This is a genomic window from Serratia sp. 121840015-1, from assembly GCF_053627655.1.
Window position 1 is genome coordinate 182010 of the sequence record NZ_JBSEYF010000003.1, and the last position, 17194, is coordinate 199203.

Annotated in this window: 20 protein-coding genes and 1 other RNA gene; 18 read left to right on the forward strand and 3 right to left on the reverse strand. The window is 60.1% G+C overall.

Annotation, left to right across the window (positions count from 1 at the left end):
- Nucleotides 1–20 precede the first annotated feature (20 nt).
- Nucleotides 21–1307: an ammonium transporter AmtB gene (gene amtB, locus ACUXAC_RS17145; RefSeq protein WP_084826745.1), complete on the forward strand. Its 1287-nt coding sequence runs from the start codon at nucleotides 21–23 to the stop codon at nucleotides 1305–1307.
- A 90-nt stretch (nucleotides 1308–1397) separates the two neighbouring features.
- On the opposite strand, the gene tesB is transcribed toward amtB, so the two are convergent.
- Entirely contained in the window at nucleotides 1398–2261 is an 864-nt protein-coding gene (gene tesB / locus ACUXAC_RS17150; RefSeq protein ID WP_004940320.1) for an acyl-CoA thioesterase II, read from the reverse strand.
- Between the two features lie 231 nt (nucleotides 2262–2492).
- Here tesB and ACUXAC_RS17155 point away from each other — a divergent pair, with 231 nt between their 5' ends.
- Nucleotides 2493–2984: a YbaY family lipoprotein gene (locus tag ACUXAC_RS17155; protein WP_016928846.1), complete on the forward strand. Its 492-nt coding sequence runs from the start codon at nucleotides 2493–2495 to the stop codon at nucleotides 2982–2984.
- A 64-nt stretch (nucleotides 2985–3048) separates the two neighbouring features.
- Here the strand turns inward: ACUXAC_RS17155 and ACUXAC_RS17160 are convergent, their stop codons facing one another.
- Entirely contained in the window at nucleotides 3049–3363 is a 315-nt protein-coding gene (locus ACUXAC_RS17160; RefSeq protein ID WP_033642088.1) for an MGMT family protein, read from the reverse strand.
- Between the two features lie 156 nt (nucleotides 3364–3519).
- On the opposite strand from ACUXAC_RS17160, the gene ffs reads away from it, so the two are divergent.
- From ffs to ACUXAC_RS17240, 16 genes are all read left to right on the forward strand, one after another.
- Nucleotides 3520–3616: signal recognition particle sRNA small type (ffs, locus tag ACUXAC_RS17165), an RNA gene on the forward strand.
- Nucleotides 3617–3974: 358 nt separating this feature from the next.
- On the forward strand, nucleotides 3975–4772 hold the full coding sequence (locus ACUXAC_RS17170; RefSeq protein ID WP_060423389.1) for a winged helix-turn-helix domain-containing protein: 798 nt from the start codon (nucleotides 3975–3977) through the stop codon (nucleotides 4770–4772).
- A complete protein-coding gene (locus ACUXAC_RS17175; RefSeq protein WP_047728690.1) occupies nucleotides 4757–5251 on the forward strand; it encodes a FidL-like protein in 495 nt (164 codons plus the stop codon). Before ACUXAC_RS17170 ends, ACUXAC_RS17175 begins: the two co-directional genes overlap by 16 nt.
- A 403-nt stretch (nucleotides 5252–5654) precedes the next feature.
- Nucleotides 5655–6140, forward strand: coding sequence for a winged helix-turn-helix domain-containing protein (locus ACUXAC_RS17180; protein WP_141958125.1), 486 nt, complete (start codon nucleotides 5655–5657; stop codon nucleotides 6138–6140).
- 30 nt (nucleotides 6141–6170) lie between these two features.
- Nucleotides 6171–6674: a type II secretion system protein N gene (locus ACUXAC_RS17185; protein ID WP_072265459.1), complete on the forward strand. Its 504-nt coding sequence runs from the start codon at nucleotides 6171–6173 to the stop codon at nucleotides 6672–6674.
- Nucleotides 6675–6800: 126 nt separating this feature from the next.
- Nucleotides 6801–8690, forward strand: coding sequence for a type II secretion system secretin GspD (gspD, locus tag ACUXAC_RS17190; RefSeq protein ID WP_070914181.1), 1890 nt, complete (start codon nucleotides 6801–6803; stop codon nucleotides 8688–8690).
- The gene (gspE, locus tag ACUXAC_RS17195) at nucleotides 8687–10183 is read left to right on the forward strand and encodes a type II secretion system ATPase GspE (protein WP_060423399.1); all 1497 of its coding nucleotides are present in this window, start codon (nucleotides 8687–8689) and stop codon (nucleotides 10181–10183) included. The genes gspD and gspE overlap by 4 nt, the downstream gene beginning before the upstream one ends.
- Complete coding sequence (gene gspF / locus ACUXAC_RS17200; RefSeq protein WP_147839400.1) at nucleotides 10173–11384, forward strand: type II secretion system inner membrane protein GspF; 1212 nt, start codon at nucleotides 10173–10175, stop codon at nucleotides 11382–11384. The genes gspE and gspF overlap by 11 nt, the downstream gene beginning before the upstream one ends.
- 41 nt (nucleotides 11385–11425) lie before the next feature.
- Nucleotides 11426–11860 carry a type II secretion system major pseudopilin GspG gene (gene gspG, locus ACUXAC_RS17205; protein ID WP_047730782.1) on the forward strand — a complete coding sequence of 145 codons (435 nt, stop codon included), beginning with the start codon at nucleotides 11426–11428 and terminating at the stop codon, nucleotides 11858–11860.
- Complete coding sequence (locus tag ACUXAC_RS17210) at nucleotides 11857–12435, forward strand: prepilin-type N-terminal cleavage/methylation domain-containing protein (RefSeq protein WP_123193169.1); 579 nt, start codon at nucleotides 11857–11859, stop codon at nucleotides 12433–12435. Before gspG ends, ACUXAC_RS17210 begins: the two co-directional genes overlap by 4 nt.
- On the forward strand, nucleotides 12347–12694 hold the full coding sequence (gene gspI, locus ACUXAC_RS17215) for a type II secretion system minor pseudopilin GspI (protein WP_264299389.1): 348 nt from the start codon (nucleotides 12347–12349) through the stop codon (nucleotides 12692–12694). Before ACUXAC_RS17210 ends, gspI begins: the two co-directional genes overlap by 89 nt.
- Nucleotides 12691–13302, forward strand: coding sequence for a type II secretion system minor pseudopilin GspJ (gspJ, locus tag ACUXAC_RS17220; protein WP_060440570.1), 612 nt, complete (start codon nucleotides 12691–12693; stop codon nucleotides 13300–13302). The genes gspI and gspJ overlap by 4 nt, the downstream gene beginning before the upstream one ends.
- A complete protein-coding gene (gene gspK / locus ACUXAC_RS17225) occupies nucleotides 13299–14204 on the forward strand; it encodes a type II secretion system minor pseudopilin GspK (RefSeq protein WP_227818377.1) in 906 nt (301 codons plus the stop codon). The genes gspJ and gspK overlap by 4 nt, the downstream gene beginning before the upstream one ends.
- 3 nt (nucleotides 14205–14207) lie before the next feature.
- Entirely contained in the window at nucleotides 14208–15338 is a 1131-nt protein-coding gene (gene gspL, locus ACUXAC_RS17230; RefSeq protein WP_454266793.1) for a type II secretion system protein GspL, read from the forward strand.
- The gene (gene gspM / locus ACUXAC_RS17235; RefSeq protein ID WP_308343065.1) at nucleotides 15335–15781 is read left to right on the forward strand and encodes a type II secretion system protein GspM; all 447 of its coding nucleotides are present in this window, start codon (nucleotides 15335–15337) and stop codon (nucleotides 15779–15781) included. The genes gspL and gspM overlap by 4 nt, the downstream gene beginning before the upstream one ends.
- Nucleotides 15782–15817: 36 nt before the next feature.
- The gene (locus ACUXAC_RS17240; RefSeq protein WP_308343064.1) at nucleotides 15818–16633 is read left to right on the forward strand and encodes a prepilin peptidase; all 816 of its coding nucleotides are present in this window, start codon (nucleotides 15818–15820) and stop codon (nucleotides 16631–16633) included.
- Here ACUXAC_RS17240 and gspS read toward each other — a convergent pair.
- Nucleotides 16630–16992, reverse strand: a complete 363-nt coding sequence (gene gspS / locus ACUXAC_RS17245; protein WP_060423419.1) for a type II secretion system pilot lipoprotein GspS — start codon at nucleotides 16990–16992, stop codon at nucleotides 16630–16632. The two genes, ACUXAC_RS17240 and gspS, sit on opposite strands and share 4 nt — an antisense overlap.
- Nucleotides 16993–17194 lie beyond the last annotated feature (202 nt).

Below are 17194 nucleotides of genomic sequence, written 5' to 3' on the forward strand. Positions count from 1 at the left end.
GTGATGGGGATGGATTGATAATGAAAAGACTGTTATCCATGTTGGGCCTGAGTTCGGTAACCCTGGTTCCTTCTTTGGCCCTGGCCGCCCCGGCGGTCGCTGATAAGGCCGACAACGCCTTTATGATGATCTGCACTGCGTTGGTGCTGTTCATGACGCTGCCGGGCATCGCGCTGTTTTACGGCGGCCTGCTGCGCGGCAAAAACGTGCTGTCGATGCTGACGCAGGTCACCGTCACCTTCGCGCTGGTCTGCGTGCTGTGGGTGCTGTATGGCTACAGCCTGGCGTTCAGCGAGGGCAATGCGGTATTTGGCGGGTTCGAAACGGCGATGCTGAAAGGCATCGGCATCGACAGCGTCACCGGCAGCATCAGCCAGATGATCCACGTCGCCTTCCAGGCGTCCTTCGCCTGTATCACCGTGGCGCTGGTGGTGGGCGGCTTCGCCGAACGCATTCGCTTCTCGGCGGTGCTGATCTTCGCGATTGTGTGGTTCACGCTGTCTTATCTGCCGATCGCGCACATGGTGTGGGGCGGCGGCTACCTGGCCACCGATGGCGCATTGGACTTCGCCGGCGGCACCGTAGTGCACATCAACGCCGCCAGCGCCGGGCTGATTGGTGCCTACCTGATCGGCAAGCGCGCCGGCTTCGGTAAAGAGGCCTTCAAACCGCACAACCTGCCGATGGTGTTTACCGGAGCGTCCATCCTGTATATCGGCTGGTTCGGCTTTAACGCCGGCTCCGCCAGCGCGGCCAACGGCATTGCGGCTCTGGCATTCCTCAATACCGTGGTCGCCACCGCGGGCGCCATTCTCTCCTGGACCTTCGCCGAATGGGTGCTGCGCGGCAAGCCTTCGCTGCTGGGCGCCTGCTCCGGCATGATCGCCGGGTTGGTTGCGGTGACGCCGGCGGCGGGCACCGTGGGCGTGGGCGGGGCGTTGATCATCGGCCTGGTGGGCGGCGTCGCCGGCCTGTGGGGTGTCGTGACGCTGAAAAAATGGCTGAAGGTGGACGACACCTGCGACGTGTTCGGCGTGCACGGGGTGTGCGGCATCGTCGGCTGCCTGCTGACCGGCGTGTTCACCGCCTCTTCACTGGGCGGTACCGGCTACGCCGAAGGGGTGACGATGGGCCATCAGGTCTGGATCCAGCTGGTGAGCGTGCTGATCACGCTGGTGTGGTCGAGCGTCGTCGCCTTTATCGCTTTCAAGATTGCGGGCGCGATGGTGGGCCTGAGAGTACCGGAAGAGCAGGAACGCGAGGGGCTGGACGTCAACAGCCACGGCGAGAGCGCCTACAACCAATAAGACTCGAAGCAGGGCAGTGCGCTAAAGACTAAAATAATGATGAAGCCGACAGGGGCGATGGAAACATCGCCCCTTTCTTTATGCTGCGGATCAGGCGTCGCGCTGGCGAATCACCCCTTCCTGCACGGTGGTGGCGACCAGTACGCCGTCGCGGGTGTAGATTTGGCCGCGTACAAAGCCGCGTGCGCCGGAGGCGGAGGAGCTCTCCACCGCGTACAGCAGCCAGTCATCCATGCGGAACGGGCGATGGAACCACATGGAGTGGTCAATGGTGGCCACCTGCATGCCCGGCTCGAGGAAGCCGACGCCGTGCGGCTGCAGCGCGGTCGGCAGGAAGTTAAAGTCCGACGCGTAGCCCAGCAGGTATTGGTGGATGCGTTGATCGTCCGGCATGCTGCCGTTGGCGCGGAACCAGACGTAGCGATGCGGTTCTTCCACGCTGCCTTTCAGCGGATTGTGGAATTTCACCGGGCGCATTTCGATCGGCTTTTGGCCGATAAATTTTTCGCGCACTTTTTCCGGCAGCATATGCGCCAGCTTCTGGGCGATCTCTGATTCGGACAGCAGCCCTTCCGGCGGCGGCACGTCCGGCATCAGGTTCTGGTGCTCGAAACCCGCCTCCGGGCTCTGGAAGGAGGCGGTCATATAGAAGATAGGTTTACCGTGCTGGATGGCGCTGACGCGGCGCGCGCTGAAGCTGTTGCCGTCGCGCAGGGTTTCCACGTCGTAAACGATAGGCTTGCTGCTGTCGCCCGGGCGCAGGAAGTAGCTGTGGAAAGAATGCACGCTGCGTTCATCCGGCACCGTCTGCTTGGCGGCGTACAGCGCCTGGCCGACCACCTGCCCGCCGAACACCTGGCGCAGCCCCAAATCTTCACTCTGGCCGCGGAACAGCCCTTCTTCGATTTTCTCCAGATCCAGCAGATCGAGGAGGTTTTGCAATGCCTGGCTCATAAAGTTGTTACCTTTCTAATAATCATTTTGCGTAGTGTGCGGAATATCACGGCGCGGCGTCAACATCTTGCGTTATAGGGCCGATGAGAATGCTCTTAATAGTGGGCGCTTTGGACAGGCTAAGTGATTAATAGGTGGAGCAAAGTGGATTTGTCAGTGTTTTGTGCTAAGTTTAATAGGTGCGGTGGTGAAAGCCACCAACATGTTGATAATAAAAAAGGAGACCGATCCATGAAACTCTGGCAAATCGTAGGCGGTGCCGCGGCACTGACGATCACGCTGGCAGGATGCGCGCAAAAGAGTGCTGATGTGCCTACACAGGCGGCCGGTAACCCGGCGGCTGCGCAAACGCAGATTCAGGGCCCGGCGGTGACAGGTTCGGTTAATATACGTCAGCGCATTGCGCTGCCGCCGGACGCGGTACTGACGGTCACCCTTTCTGACGCCTCGCTGGCGGATGCGCCGTCTAAAGTGATTGCACAGCGCGCGGTACGCACTGAAGGGCAACAGGCGCCGTTCAGCTTTACGCTGCCGTATAACCCGTCCGACATCCAACCGAATGCGCGTATCATTCTGAGCGCGGCGGTGACGGTCAACGGGCGACTGATGTTTATTACCGACACCATCCAGGAAGTGGTCAACCGCAACGGCACCCGTGCCGATCTGCTGCTGGTTCCGGTTCAGGGTGTGCCGATTCAGGCTGCGCCAACCGCCATGCAGTAATCTTACTGCGGTACAGCAAGATGAAATCAACAGCCTTTGCGCTTCGGCCAAAGGCTGTTTTGTTTTACCAGCGCCAGCCGTAGCGATCGAAATCGACCGTGCTGTGCGGGCCGAAAATAATCCCCTCCGCCAGCAATGCCTGCCGCTGCCGTTGAAAATCCTCCCCTTGCTGCGATATCTGCCCGTGGCGGTTGATCACCCGGTGCCAGGGCAGCGTGCTGCCTTCCGGCAAACGCCGCAGCACGCCGCCGACCTGACGTGCGGCGCGCGGTGAACCGGCCAGCCGGGCAACTTCGCCGTAGGTGGTGACTTTGCCGTAAGGAATGGCGGCCACGATGTGGAATACCCGCTGGCTGAAAGAGGCGTCTTCTGGTTGCATGTTGCTGTTCCTGCGCGAGTCAAAACCCAGGCGGAGAGTGTGCCACAGCGCAGGTGGGTAAGAAAACAGCGGTTGGTCCCGGTTGGCTTGCTATTTGATAGGGCATCGCCGATAATGCCCACCGCTTCGGAGTACAGAAGCCGTCAATGGGGGCCCTGTTGGTTCTCCCGCAACACTAACTTGTGAACTCGGTCAGGTCCGGAAGGAAGCAGCCGCAGCAGGTGACGTGTGTGCCGGGATGTAGCTGGCAGGGTCCCCACCCATTTGCGGCCCGCAAAAACGTTTTTCCCCGTTATTCTTCCTGTCGACAGCTGCACAAGCGTCATTTCGTACGCCGCGAGCGAGCGTCTTTTCCTCTGCGCCGTTTTTGCCCTTCTCCCCCTATAGGGTTGCCAACAGATCCGATGACGGTGAAAAAAATAGCGTTTATATCGTTATTTGTGGGGCAAATAATGGCGCAGGCATAGGGAAAATTCTTAAAGTTGCACGCCTGTTGGGATGGCGTTAGTATTGTTTATTCTCTGTGCGAAAAAACTATCCGCGCTTCGCGGCGGTCGTCGAACTCGCTGAATAAGTTTAAATAATAACCCGTGTGCGCTGTCAGGCTGAACATGATTTATATCATTGATAAAGATATTACATTTAACACTGAAAACGGTTCATTGAAGAGTATAAAGAAGGGACGGGAAGTTTTCTTATCCAGCGTTAATTCTAGAGTATTCAAATGTTTGCTTGAGCATGGCCACGAGGCGGTGAGCCGGGATACGCTGTTGCAGCAGGTGTGGACCGATCACGGCCTGAGCGCCTCTTCGGCGACGTTGAATCAATATATCAGCCTGACGCGGCGGGCATTGACGTCTGTCGGTTTCAATGAACGCCTGATCGTTACCCTCTCTAAAAAGGGGTATAGACTCAATAGAATAATACCGATCGACCGACTGCGGATTGATTTACCCGATCCCCCACCGCTTGCCGATGCCCCGGTTCCCTTGGCTGCGCCGACCGCAACGTCAAAAAACACCCACCACTATTTTTTTATTCTGCTGCGCAGCTTATCGATCGTCGTGCCATTATCTTTTCTGGCGCTGTGCTTTATCTATTACAAACATCATCGCGACAGTGAAAAGAAGCAGGTATTGTCTTACGTGGGGACGGTAAACGGCTGCCCGATCTACTATGCCGGCCATTTTTTGGAGAATCATCAGGACGACTATTTGCAGTTCTTGGTCAGGAAGGATCTTTATGGCCAGCGTTGCCGCCCCGGTGAGATTGTCATTACCAAGGTTAACCGTTCTCATAATGCCAATGAAGACAGCGGACGCCAGTTTATCGCCAAATGCACGAAGGACAGTGCGGCCGTTTTGCATAATTGTGAGAGCGAGTACATCCGGGCATGGAAAAAAAGTTAAATATTTTGTCAGCCACGCTGGTCGGCCTGTGCGTGTTGACTGGCAGCGTGGTGTATTCCCTGGTTCGCAGCCATCATGAGTTCGGTGATTTTTCCTGCGAAGCGAACGCCACGTTCAATTATTTCAATTCGCTGGACGCGCAGGCGGCACACGATGACATCCAGCTGTCGCTAAAAATAAACTACATCTTTTTGTCGGGCGATAAGGGCGTGATGATCTTGTCGGGCCTGGCCAACGACGGTGAAGAGAAGTATTTCGTCAACCGACGGGTTAATTTCAGCTATGTCTCGCAAGGCAGTTTCTATCGTTTCCACTATGGTGAGGTGAATTATTCACCGCGCGATACCTTGCCGGAAGAGGTGTATACTTACTTTTTCAGCAATGAATCGACGTTTTATCATATTCGCAGCGTAGACAAGAATACGTTGATGTTCAGCAATGCCTACTCGCCGATGTTTTTATGTAATATCGAATCCTGATTTTTATCTCGTTTTTTATGTGAGCTTAAGGTGTATTTCTGTTACCCTTTACATCCTCGCCTCCTGCCTTTTTAGCACGCAACTAATAACATGGGTTATTATGCGTGAATGTCTATTTTCTTTATCATTAATCAAATTTAATGGTGGTTTAGCTATTTTATAAAACCTGCTATCGTCATGTTTTTAAATGATTTAATGAATCTAAGGTAATGTGATGTGACCATATTAATTTTATATTGTTTATTTTAAAGAAATAAGTTGCATGAATGTTTTTCGCATGATTAATTGAGGCCGCTCTTGAAACGGCGAACCATTAATTTTCATTGAAAATGCATCTCGCCGCATGCGTGCAAAGGTGATGGCACAGAGGGCCTTTGAACTTCATTAAACTGATAGGCGAGAGATGGACATACATAACATTGCCCTGAACGAGACTCTGTTGGAAAATGAGTTGGTAATATTAAACAACAATGAAAAAACGCTGTTGTTTAAAAAAGAGAATGTGCTCATTGAAATGACCGAATTACAGCGGCGCTTCATGCTGTGCCTGTTGAGCGGTATTTATAAGAAGAACGACATTATTCGCGCTGTCTGGTTTTGCAACCATGAGACCATCAGCGACAATAACTATTATCAGATGATATTCCAATGCCGCTCTTTGCTCTCCCGCCACGGTATTCCTGGCGAGGTGATCAAGACCATTCCCCGATTTGGCGTGATGTTGAGCTTTCAAGCCTGCGAGCGTGCGGCCGCTAATTTGCAGGGGGAATGCCCGTCGTCATCGGTTAATAATCGCCGGCGAACGTGGCTGGACGCCGTGAATTATAAAGTGGCTCTGGTCATCACGCTGCTGTTTTCCGTCGCGATGGTGGTCGGTATTTCCGCTTAGCGTTGGCGCCGTTGAATAACCGGGGGTGCCGTGAGCAAACGGTTGATAGATTTTTTTATGCTTCTTTTTTTTCTGACGAATCTGGCGTTCATGCTTCAGCTGGGATGGCGAATGATGGCCGGGGATGGCGCGCCCGTTGAGCCGAGCCGTGAAAACGCGCCCGGGCCGGGGCGCCATATTGTCTTTCCTCAGGAAGAGGACATCGGAAAAATTAATGACGCGCACTGGTTTGGCCGCTATCAAGCGGCGAAAGACGGCGAAAAGGCGCACGGGTATAAAGTCGGCGAATGGGCGATCGGTGCCGAGCTGCTGGCTAACGCACCGGAAGCCGCTGCGCTTGGCAAGATAGCGGGTTTGCTGTTCAGCGATAACGCCAAAAAAAGCCTGGTCATCGTCGAGCATGGCGGCAAGCAAACCGGTTATGGCGTTGGCGACCGTCTGGCCGGCAGCAATGCTGTCATCGTGCGGATAGTGAAAAATAAAATACTGCTCGATGAAAACGGCTATTACGCCACGCTGACGTTTAAAGAGTAGCCGGCGCGCCGTTTCGGCGCGGGGTGTTTTATAGCATAAGGCGACATTGTGATTACGCATTTTATTTATCGTTCCGGCCCAGGCTGGAGCGCCGGCTTATGGCGCGCGTTAGCGGCGGTGGCCGTCATGATTGTGCTGGCTGGCGCGGCGCGCGCGGAGCAATTCTCCGCCAATTTCAAAGGCACGGACATTCAGGAATTTATCAATACGGTCAGTAAAAACCTGGGCAAAACCATCATTATCGATCCGGCGGTGAAAGGTAAGGTCACGGTGCGCAGCTATGAACAGCTCGACGAGAAGCAGTATTACCAGTTCTTTCTCAACGTGCTGGATGTCTATGGCTATACGGTCATCGGCATGCCCAATAACGTCTTGAAGGTGATCGCCGCCAAAGAGGGAAAAAGAGCCGCGCTGGCACAAAACGGCGGCGAGGCGATCGCCGAAGGGGATGAAGTGGTGATGCGCGTGGTACCGCTGCGCAATATCGCGGCCAAAGACGTTTCGCCGATATTGCGCCAGCTCAACGACAGCATCGGCGTGGGCAGCGTGGCGCATTACGAGCAGGGAAACGCGTTGTTGATCACCGGCCGGGCCAGCGTGGTCAATGGCCTGCTCGAGCTCGTCAGGGAGATGGATCAGGACGATGGCAATCGGGTCGAAACTCTCGCGCTGAAGCATGCGGCGGCGCCGGAAATCGCGCGCATGGTGAATGAACTGTTTCGTGAAGAGGGCAAGCGGCGCACGGCCGGCGCGAGCTCGCTGCGGCTGGTGGCGGATGAGCGGACCAACAGCGTGATGATCGCCGGGGATGATCGGAGCCGCGAACACGCCAAAGAACTGATTGACCAGCTGGATAACAAGAGCGTCACCCAGGGCAATACCCAGGTTATCCCTCTCAAATACGCCAAGGCGCAGAGCCTGGTCGAGGTGCTGACCGGCGTGAGTGCGGGCCTGCAAAACGAGAAGGAGAGCGCCGCCGCCAACGTGGCGCTGCTGAAAAATGTGGTGATCAAGGCCGATGAGCAGACCAATGCGCTGATCATCACCGCCGCGCCGGATGTGATGCGCGATCTGGAGGCGGTGGTCGCCAAGCTCGATGTGCGCCGCGCGCAGGTGCTGGTCGAAGCGGTGATCGTCGAAGTGCAGGATGGGCAGGGGCTGAACATCGGCGTGCAGTGGGCCAACAAATACGGTGGTGGCACGCAGTTCGCCGGCCAGATGCCCGGGGTGTCGGCGGGGTTCGAAAACGGCATGAGCGACGTGTTCGGCAAGGCCAACGGCCTGATGACCGGTTTCTACAGCGGTAACTGGGGCGTATTGCTGACCGCCATCGCCAGCAACAACCAAAATAATATCCTGGCCACGCCGAGCATCGTCACGCTGGATAACGCCGAGGCGGAATTCAGCGTCGGGCAGGATGTGCCGATCCTGACCGGTTCGCAAACCACCAATAGCGATAACGTCTTCAATACCGTGTCGCGCAAGACGGTGGGGATCAAACTCAAGGTCAAACCGCAGATCAACCAGGGCCAGTCCGTGCTGATGCAGATCGAACAGGAGGTCTCCAGCGTTGCCGACAGCGCCGGCGCTACGCCGGATTCGCTGGGGGCGACCTTCAATATCCGCACGGTTAACAACACGGTGCTGGTGGACAGCGGCGAAACCGTAGTGGTGGGCGGCCTGTTGGACAAGTCCAACTCGGAGCTGGAGAGCAGCGTGCCGATCCTGGGCAAGATCCCGCTGGTGGGGGCGCTGTTTCGCTCGACCGCCACCAAAGCGAGCAAGCGTAATTTGATGCTGTTTATCCGCCCGACCATCATTCGCAGCACCGAGGGATATGCCCGGCAGAGCCAACGCAAGTTAGGCAAGTTCGACGCCGAACAGCAGGACGATCGTGAGCTGAATGACGCACTGCGCGGCGAGATCGCCGGCGATAAGAAGGCGCTCGACAATCGGGCGTTTCTCGCCACCGTTGCAAGTATCGACGCGTTTTATTCGCGGGGAGTGCGCCCGTGAAGCCCCGTTCTGCGGGGCCGCTGCTGCCTTTTTCCTGGGCGCGCCAGCATGGCGTGCTGGCCGTTGACGGGCAGCACGGTATCCAGATTTATTGTCACCCTGACACAAGCCACGCCGCATTGATGGAGGCCTACCGCTGCCTGCCCGGCGAGCCGGCGCTGGCCCGGCTGGAGGCGGAGGCTTTTGATCAACGGCTGGTGGCGCACTACCAGCAGGAAAGCGGCCAGGCGCAGAAAATGATCGACGACCTGGGTGGCGAACTGGATTTTTACGCGCTGGCCGAGGAGCTGCCGCAGCAGCAAGACCTGTTGGACGAACAGGACGATGCGCCGATTATCCGCCTGATCAACGCCTTGCTGAGCGAGGCGATCAAAGAGCGCGCCTCCGATATCCACATCGAAACCTACGAGAGCGAGCTGGTGATCCGCTTTCGCATCGACGGCGCGCTGCGGCGGATTTTGGCGCCGCAGCGCAAGCTGGCGGCGCTGCTGGTGTCGCGCATTAAGGTGATGTCGAAGCTGGATATCGCCGAGAAGCGCGTGCCGCAGGATGGGCGCATGGCGCTGAAGGTCGGCGGGCGGGCGATTGACGTGCGGGTGTCGGTGATGCCGGCCAGCCACGGCGAACGCGTGGTCATGCGCCTGTTGGACAAACAGGGCGTGCGGCTCGAACTGCCCAGCCTGGGCATGGCGCCGGCGCACCAGCAGGCGTTGCTGCGCCTGATCCGCCAGCCGCACGGCATCATTTTGGTCACCGGGCCGACCGGCTCCGGCAAGAGCACCACGCTCTATACCTTGCTGAGCCAGATCAACGATGAACAGCGCAACATCATGACGATCGAAGATCCCGTCGAGTATGAGTTGGCCGGCATTGCGCAGACGCAGGTGAATCCCAAGGTGGACATGACCTTCGCGCGCGGGCTGCGCGCGCTGCTGCGTCAGGATCCCGACGTGGTGCTGATCGGTGAGATCCGCGACGGCGAAACGGCGCAGATCGCGGTGCAGGCCTCATTGACCGGGCATTTGGTGCTGTCGACCCTGCATACCAACACGGCGATCGGCGCCGTGACCCGGCTGCGGGACATGGGGGTCGAACCGTTTCTGCTTTCGAGTTCGCTCAGCGGCGTGTTGGCGCAGCGCCTGGTGCGCCGGCTGTGCCCGCAGTGCCGTGAGCCTTATGCGTTGCCTGACGCGCAGCGGCACCTGCTGGGGCTGCCCCCGACGCCGGCGGTGACCTGCTGGCGCCCGTTGGGGTGCGAGGCCTGCGGCGGGCAGGGATATCACGGCCGAATCGGCTTGCACGAACTGTTGGTGCTGGATGAACCGATGCGCATGGCGATCCATCGCGGTGACGGCGAGCTGGACATCGCGAAACTGGCCGCCGAACGCTATCTGCCGCTGCGCCAGGATGGGATCGCCAAAATGCGCGCCGGGGAGACCAGCCTGGAGGAAGTGCTGCGAGTGACGCGCGAAGGGGACGGCGATGAAGTTTGATTATCGCGCCTGCGATCGTGAGGGGCGCGCCCAGCGCGGCGTGTTGGAGGCGGATTCTCTGCGCCACGCCCGCGATCGCCTGCGTGAAAAGGGGTGGCAGGTGCTGGCGGTGCAAGCACGCAGGCGGCCCGCTTTCGCCGGCATGTTTGCCGGCCGCTGGATGAGCGGCGTGAGCAGCGGCGATGTGGCGCTGTTGACCCGGCAGCTGGCGACGCTGCTGTCCGCTGCGCTGCCGCTGGAGGAAGCGCTGATGGCGGTGGCGCGGCAAACGGAGAAAAAAGGTCTGCAGGCGGCGTTGTCTCAGGTGCGGCAGCGCATTCTGGAGGGCTTTCCGCTGGCGCAGGCGCTGGGTCAGCATCCGCAGATTTTTGACCGCCTCTATTGCGCCATGGTGGCCGCCGGTGAGATTTCCGGCCATCTGGCGCCGGTGCTGGAACGGCTGGCCGACTACGTCGAACAGCGCCAGCAAATGAAGAACAAAATCGTGCAGGCGCTGGTGTACCCGATGGTGCTGACGACGGTGGCAATCGGCGTGGTGGCGATCCTGTTGACGGCGGTGGTGCCGAAGGTGATCGAACAGTTTGTGCATATGAAGCAGACCTTGCCGCTGTCGACCCGGATGCTGCTCGGCGCCAGCGACGGGCTGCGTCGATGGGGGGCGTTGGCGCTGATATCGGTGCTGACGGGCCTTGGCGCGTTCCGCTATCGCCTGCGGGATCCGGCGCGGCGCGTGCGCTGGCATGCGTTCATCCTGCGGTTGCCGGTGGTCGGCAAGCTGTCGCTGGCGGTGAACACGGCGCGCTACGCCAAAACGCTGAGCATTTTGAACGCCAGCGCGGTGCCGTTGCTGGAGGCGATGCGCATCAGCGCCGGCGTGTTGGGCAACGATGCCGCCCGCGAACGGCTGCTGGCGGCGATGGAGCGGGTGCGGGAGGGCGAAGGATTGTCGCCGTCGCTTGAGGGCACCGCGCTGTTCTCACCGATGATGCGGCACATGATCATGTCCGGCGAGCGCAGCGGTGAGCTGGACATGATGCTCGAACGGGCGGCGACGATGCAGCAGGAGGCCTTCGGCCGGCAAGTCACGCTGGCGCTGGGGCTGTTTGAGCCTTTATTGGTGATCGCGATGGCCGGTTCGGTGCTGTTTATCATTTTGGCCATCCTGCAGCCGATATTGCAGCTCAATAATATGGTCGGCTAATCATGCCGTTAATGGAGAGTAAAGTGAGTCATATCAGCAAGATGCGCAGGTCGCGGCAGCGAGGGTTTACGCTGCTGGAAATCATGGTGGTGATCGTCATTCTGGGGCTGTTGGCCAGCCTGACTATTCCAAGCCTGATGGGAAACAAGGAGAAGGCCGATCGGCAAAAGGCCGCCAGCGATATCGTCGCGTTGGAGAACGCGTTGGATATGTACAAGCTGGACAACGGGCGTTATCCCAGCGCGGAACAGGGGCTGGCGGCGCTGGTGACCCGGCCGGCGCTGGCGCCGATCCCGAGAAATTATCCCGAAGACGGTTATATCCGCCGGTTGCCGCAAGATCCCTGGGGGCAGGAGTATCGTCTGCGTAATCCGGGGCGTCACGGCAAGCTGGACGTGTTTTCTCTGGGGCCGGACGGCATCGCCGACACCGATGACGATATCGGCAACTGGGTGGCCGACGCCGACGCGCCATGAGGCGCATACGCGGCTTTACGCTGCTGGAGATCATGCTGGTATTGCTGCTGCTGGGGGTGACCAGCGGCCTGGTGATGCTGAGTTTTCCGGCGGATGAGAAAGCGTTGGCACGGCAGGGGGAGCGGCTGAACCATTGGTTGAATGCCCTCGCCGAGCGGGCCGAGCGCGAAGGGGTGAGTTATGGCGTGGCGTTCGGCAGCGGCGGTTGGCGCAGCGTTGCCGCTGCGGGGCAGGCGAGCCGGGAGGCATACGCCCTGCCGGACGGCATCGCGCTGTGGCTGAGCGTTGAAGGGCAAACCGTCGCGCTCGATGACGCGGCGGCGCGGCCGCCGCAGGTGTGGCTGCATCCGGGGGGCGAAACCACGGCGTTCAGCGTAGCGCTGTCGCAGGGGCGGTGCCTGTGGCGATTGCAGGCGCCCGGTTACTTCGTATTTGAAACGACGGACATTCGTTGCGATGACGCGGAAAATGAGACGCCAGCAGGGCATGACACTGCTGGAAGTGATGGTGGCCTTGATGATCTTCGCCATCGGTTGCCTGGCGCTGATCAACAGCACCGGCGGCCAGGTGCGTAGCCTGAGCGAGATTGAAGCCAAGACCGTTGCGCTGTGGGTAGCGGACAACCAGCTGATGCTGCTGCAGCTCGATCCGCAGCCGCCGACGCTGGCCTGGCATTCGGGCACTACGGTGATGGCCGGTGAGACCTGGCACTGGCGTTATCGTGGGCAGGAGACCAGCGACGCCGGAATGCGGGCGATCGCGATCGAAGTCAGGCGCGATCCGCAGGATCGCAACGTGCTGGCGGAGTTACAGGCTTACCGGGGGTTGCCATGAAGCGCGCTTTACAACGCGGCTTTACGCTGGTGGAAATGCTGCTGGCCATCGCCCTGTTCGCCATGCTGTCGCTCACCGCCCTGGCGGTCTTCAGGGGCGTGCTGAAAAACGACGAAATTACCCAGCGCAAATCGACGCAGCTGACCCAGCTGCAACGGGCGCTGGCGATCGTCGAGCGCGATTTTGCTCATGCACAGGCGCGTGCGCCGATCGGTGATAAACGCAGGCCGGCGGCGCCGGAATTCGCGGTGCTGCAGACGGCGGAGGGGGAAGACGTGGATTTTCAGCTGTTGCTGATCCGAAGCGGCTGGTCGAATCCGCAGGCCCGGCTGCCGCGTGCCACGCAGGAGCGGGTGGCCTATCGCCATCGGCAGGGGCGGCTGGAGCGCCTCAGTTACCCGAATTTGAGCAGCCCGCAGGCGACGGCGCGCAGCGTGCTGTTGCTGCCGGAGGTGACGCGGTTCCGCCTGCGTTTTTACCGGCAAGGCGAATGGTTGACGGCCTGGCGCGCCGGCGGGCTGCTGCCGCAGGCGGTGGAGATCACCGTCGAGACCCCCGCGTTGGGGGAAATACGGCGCATCATCGCGCTGCCCTCGGCGAGGCCATGATGAAAAAACAACGCGGTATGGCGCTGTTGATGGTGCTGCTGATGATGTCGCTGATGGCGATCGTGGCGGTCAATATCAATGACCACTGGCAGCGTTCGCTGGCGCGCACCCAGTCTCAGCAGGATCGGCTGAGGGCGAAATGGCTGCTGTTGGGCGGGGAGATCTACGCCCAACAGCGGTGGCGGCAGGCAGGGGAGCAGCGCAAGGCCTGGGGAGCCTCTGGGGCGGCGTTCAGTATGCGTACCGAAGAGGGGGAAGTGGCGATACGCCTGCGCCGGGTCGATGCCTGTTTCAACGTAAACGCCCTGATCCGCGCCGCCGGCCCAACGGAGGTCGGAGATAGCGAGGGGGCTCCCCCCAATAAAGAGAGGCGGATATTCATGCTGTTACTGAACAACCTGGGCATCGCCGACGCGCAGGCGGGCGCGATTGCCGATGCGATCGTCGCCCGGGCTTATGGCGAAGGGTACCTGATGGGGGATATCAGTGAACTGCGGGAGCTGGCCGGTATCGATCGTGAGCTATACCTGCGCCTCGCACCGCAGCTTTGTGCGGCGCCGGATGCTGAATTGCAGATCAACCCGGACGCCGTGGATGAGGCCCGGTTGCCGCTGCTGCGGGCGATGCTGATGAACGCCCTGGGCGGAGAACGGCTGCGGACGTTGCTGGCGGCCCGCCCGCCGCAGGGGTGGCAGACGCTGACGTTTTTGTCGCAGGAAAAAGCGCTGCAAGCCTTGGATGACGACGTTCTCGACGAGCGATTGAAGTTCGACGACAGCCGCTGGATTGCGCAGCTGCAGCTGACGCTGAATGACGGGCGCTATCGGCTCGTCAGCGCGTGGCAACCGGGCCAGTCAGGCATCACGGTCAGCGGACGCCAGTTCGACAGAGGGGAGGGGTAAAGGGTGGCGAACACAATCCTGCTTATCGCGCTGAGCGAGGACTCGATGGCCGATGTGCGCTGGGGCCACGTCGGCGAGACGCGCTGCCGCTTTGGCGCCCGCCTCGATCTGACCGACGGCGGCGGCGAGTTGGCAGCCATGGCGCAGGGCAGCCGAGTCGTGGTACTGGTGCCTGCCCGTCATGTGGTGCTGAGACAAACGACATTCCAGGGCAAGGCCCGGCAGGCGACGCCGCTGGCGCTGGCCTACACCCACGAGGCCGGGCTGTTGACCGATACCGAGCAGATGCACTGGGCGGTGCTGGGCAAGGCGCAGCGTGATTTCACCCTCGCCGGCGTCGCGTTGGCGCAGATGCAGGGCTGGGTCGAGCGCCTGAGCGCCTGCGGCATTCGCGCCGATAAAATGCTGCCCGACGTGCTGGCATTGCCGCTGCCGGGCCAATGCAGCGCGCTGCGCTGGCGCGATCGCTGGCTGATCCGAACGGGGAATGGGCAGAGCATGTCGCTGCCCGATGCCTGGTGGGATTGCACTCCGCTGCCGACGCCGGATTGGTGTCTGCACTGCGGCGGGGAGATTCCGGCGGACTGGGAAGCGGTGCGCATTGACGAGGATCCGCTCTGGCAACTGGCGCAAGAGGCCTGGAGCAGCCCCGCCACGCTGCTGCAGGGGCGTTTCAAACCGAGCGTACGCTGGCCGCGCCGTCTGCCCGATAAGACCGCCTGCGCGCTGCTGTTGCTCAGCGGTTCGCTGCTGGTGGGCGGTTTGCATCACCAACAGATGGCCCGGCAGAACGAGAGCCGGATAGCGGTACTGTCTCAGCGCCTGCTGCCTGGTCAGACCGCGCCGGCGTTGGTGGAACAGGTGGCTAAAGCGCAGGTGCGGCGTATGCAAGACGTCCTGAATGCGCCGCAGCTGTTCAGGCTACTGCCCTACGCGGCCGGGGCGCTCGCTTTATGGGCGCCCCCGCAGCTGCAGGCGCTGGCTTTCGACGCTGCCGACGATCGTCTGGTGGTGACGGTGAACAGAAACGACGTGCCGCTGCCGGCACCGGTTAACGATGGCGAGGTCAGTATGACGTTCAGCGAAGGCGGCGCACCCAACCAGGCGGTCCTGACGGTGAGAGGTGAGCGATGAATATCGGGTGGCACGATAAGGCGTTGCGGCGGGCGGTGTTGTTAAGCCTGTTGTTGTTGGTAGCCTGCGGCTACTGCCTGTATCAGTTTTCACAGGCGCAGAAAAGCGCACAACGGCTGGCGGCGCTGCAGGGTCAGGCACGTGTCATCCAGCAACTGCAGGCTCGCTTGCCGCCGGGCGCCGCTGCGCGCGAGCAACTGCCGGAGCGGCTGCGGCAGAGCGCGCAAGCGTACCGCATTCCCATCGCCGACCTGACGGAAAGTGACGCGGAGATGGGGGTGAGGCTGCCGCCCGTGCCGTTCGAAAGCTTGTTGTCGTGGCTGGCGGCCCTGCAGCGCGAGCACGGTATCCGCGTGCTCGCGCTCACCGTGGAGCGCGCGGGGCAGGCGCCGGGCGTAGTGCAGGTCAGCCGGCTGCAGGTGACGACGCAGCCGCCGATGTAACCCACGCTAACGAATCATCAGGAATCAGAAAAAATCATGCTATTCGCCCTAAACGCGGCGGCGGATGAACACTGGCTGTTATTTAGCGCCGTGTTGAGTCTGTGCGTCGGCAGTTTTATTAACGTGGTCGTTTATCGGCTGCCTATCATGCTTGAGCGTGAAATAGAAACGACGCAGGCCGAGCGATTTAATCTCGTTTGGCCGCGTTCATTTTGCCCGTCATGCATAAAACAATTATCGGCGTTCGATAATATTCCGTTATTAAGTTGGCTGCTGTTGCGTGGCCGCTGTCGTTATTGCCGCAGCCCTATTCCCGTGCGTTATCCACTGGTGGAGTTATTTCTGATGCTGATGGGAATCATGCTGGCCTGGCGTCTTGGCATCGGGGTTGATTGGTTTTTCATGCTGGCGTTTGTTGCGTTGTTGCTGGCGCTGGCGGCGATTGACAGCGAGCGCCAACTCCTGCCGGATTGCCTGACGCTGTCGCTGTTGTGGGGCGGGTTGCTGTGGCATTGCCTGGCGCACCCGGCCTTTTTGCCGGCGGCGGTGGTCGGCGCGATGGCGGGCTATCTGACGCTGTGGCTGCTGTATTGGGCATTTCGTCTGGCGACCGGCCGCGAGGGGCTGGGATACGGCGATTTTAAACTGTTGGCGGCGCTTGGCGCCTGGGGCGGGTATGCCGCTTTGCCGTCGATCCTGCTGTTTGCTTCCGCCGGCAGCCTGCTGTGGCTGTTGTTGCGCGTATGGCGCGGCGGTGATGGAACTCAGCCCCTGCCTTTCGGGCCGGGGCTGGCGACGGCGGGCGCAGGCGCGGTGGCCTGCCAATGGTTTGCGCTGCCGCTGGGGGGTTAACGGAGCTGGGCTAGAAAGGGCGCCAGTGACCGATTGAATTCGCTGCACTTCTCCTGCAGCGGCGTGGCGTCGGCCGCCAGCTGTGCGGCGACGCGTTGACCTGCAGCAAGCAACTGGGCGCGATTGAGCGCCGGCGACCACCCTTTTTTCTCTGCTTCCTGCAGCGCCGCAGCCGTGAGCTTATCGTCGGCCGGGATGTCGGCGCGGTTGCAACGCTCTCTCAAAAACAAGCCGGCGCCGACCAGCGACGACAGCTGGTCGCGTTGGGCGGCGGCGTCAGGGGCCGATTTGGCGGCGTGCTGGCAGCCGGAGAGCAGCAGGGAGGCCAAGACCGCTGCGGCGATATTTTTCAATGTCACGTTATTCTCTCTGTGGAATAGGAACGGTGCGCTTATTTCTTTCGCCGCAAGGCGGCGCTTCGCGATTTCCGGATTATTTTAAACGTTTGTCATGCCATTTAATATCTTGGCCGTATTAGGTTTTATTATTTTAATGCATTCTAAGTGCCGGGCGTTCAGGGCTTCTACTTATTATTCCTCTCGCGGTATCGCCGCATCTCTT

Excerpts from the sequence above, each read along its gene's own strand:
- amtB (WP_084826745.1), top strand. The coding sequence starts at position 21 with ATGAAAAGACTGTTATCCATGTTGGGCCTGAGTTCGGTAACCCTGGTT.
- tesB (WP_004940320.1), bottom strand. The coding sequence starts at position 2,261 with ATGAGCCAGGCATTGCAAAACCTCCTCGATCTGCTGGATCTGGAGAAA.
- ACUXAC_RS17155 (WP_016928846.1), top strand. The coding sequence starts at position 2,493 with ATGAAACTCTGGCAAATCGTAGGCGGTGCCGCGGCACTGACGATCACG.
- ACUXAC_RS17160 (WP_033642088.1), bottom strand. The coding sequence starts at position 3,363 with ATGCAACCAGAAGACGCCTCTTTCAGCCAGCGGGTATTCCACATCGTG.
- ACUXAC_RS17170 (WP_060423389.1), top strand. The coding sequence starts at position 3,975 with ATGATTTATATCATTGATAAAGATATTACATTTAACACTGAAAACGGT.
- ACUXAC_RS17175 (WP_047728690.1), top strand. The coding sequence starts at position 4,757 with ATGGAAAAAAAGTTAAATATTTTGTCAGCCACGCTGGTCGGCCTGTGC.
- ACUXAC_RS17180 (WP_141958125.1), top strand. The coding sequence starts at position 5,655 with ATGGACATACATAACATTGCCCTGAACGAGACTCTGTTGGAAAATGAG.
- gspD (WP_070914181.1), top strand. The coding sequence starts at position 6,801 with ATGATTGTGCTGGCTGGCGCGGCGCGCGCGGAGCAATTCTCCGCCAAT.
- gspF (WP_147839400.1), top strand. The coding sequence starts at position 10,173 with ATGAAGTTTGATTATCGCGCCTGCGATCGTGAGGGGCGCGCCCAGCGC.
- gspG (WP_047730782.1), top strand. The coding sequence starts at position 11,426 with ATGCGCAGGTCGCGGCAGCGAGGGTTTACGCTGCTGGAAATCATGGTG.
- ACUXAC_RS17210 (WP_123193169.1), top strand. The coding sequence starts at position 11,857 with ATGAGGCGCATACGCGGCTTTACGCTGCTGGAGATCATGCTGGTATTG.
- gspI (WP_264299389.1), top strand. The coding sequence starts at position 12,347 with ATGACACTGCTGGAAGTGATGGTGGCCTTGATGATCTTCGCCATCGGT.
- gspJ (WP_060440570.1), top strand. The coding sequence starts at position 12,691 with ATGAAGCGCGCTTTACAACGCGGCTTTACGCTGGTGGAAATGCTGCTG.
- gspK (WP_227818377.1), top strand. The coding sequence starts at position 13,299 with ATGATGAAAAAACAACGCGGTATGGCGCTGTTGATGGTGCTGCTGATG.
- gspM (WP_308343065.1), top strand. The coding sequence starts at position 15,335 with ATGAATATCGGGTGGCACGATAAGGCGTTGCGGCGGGCGGTGTTGTTA.
- ACUXAC_RS17240 (WP_308343064.1), top strand. The coding sequence starts at position 15,818 with ATGCTATTCGCCCTAAACGCGGCGGCGGATGAACACTGGCTGTTATTT.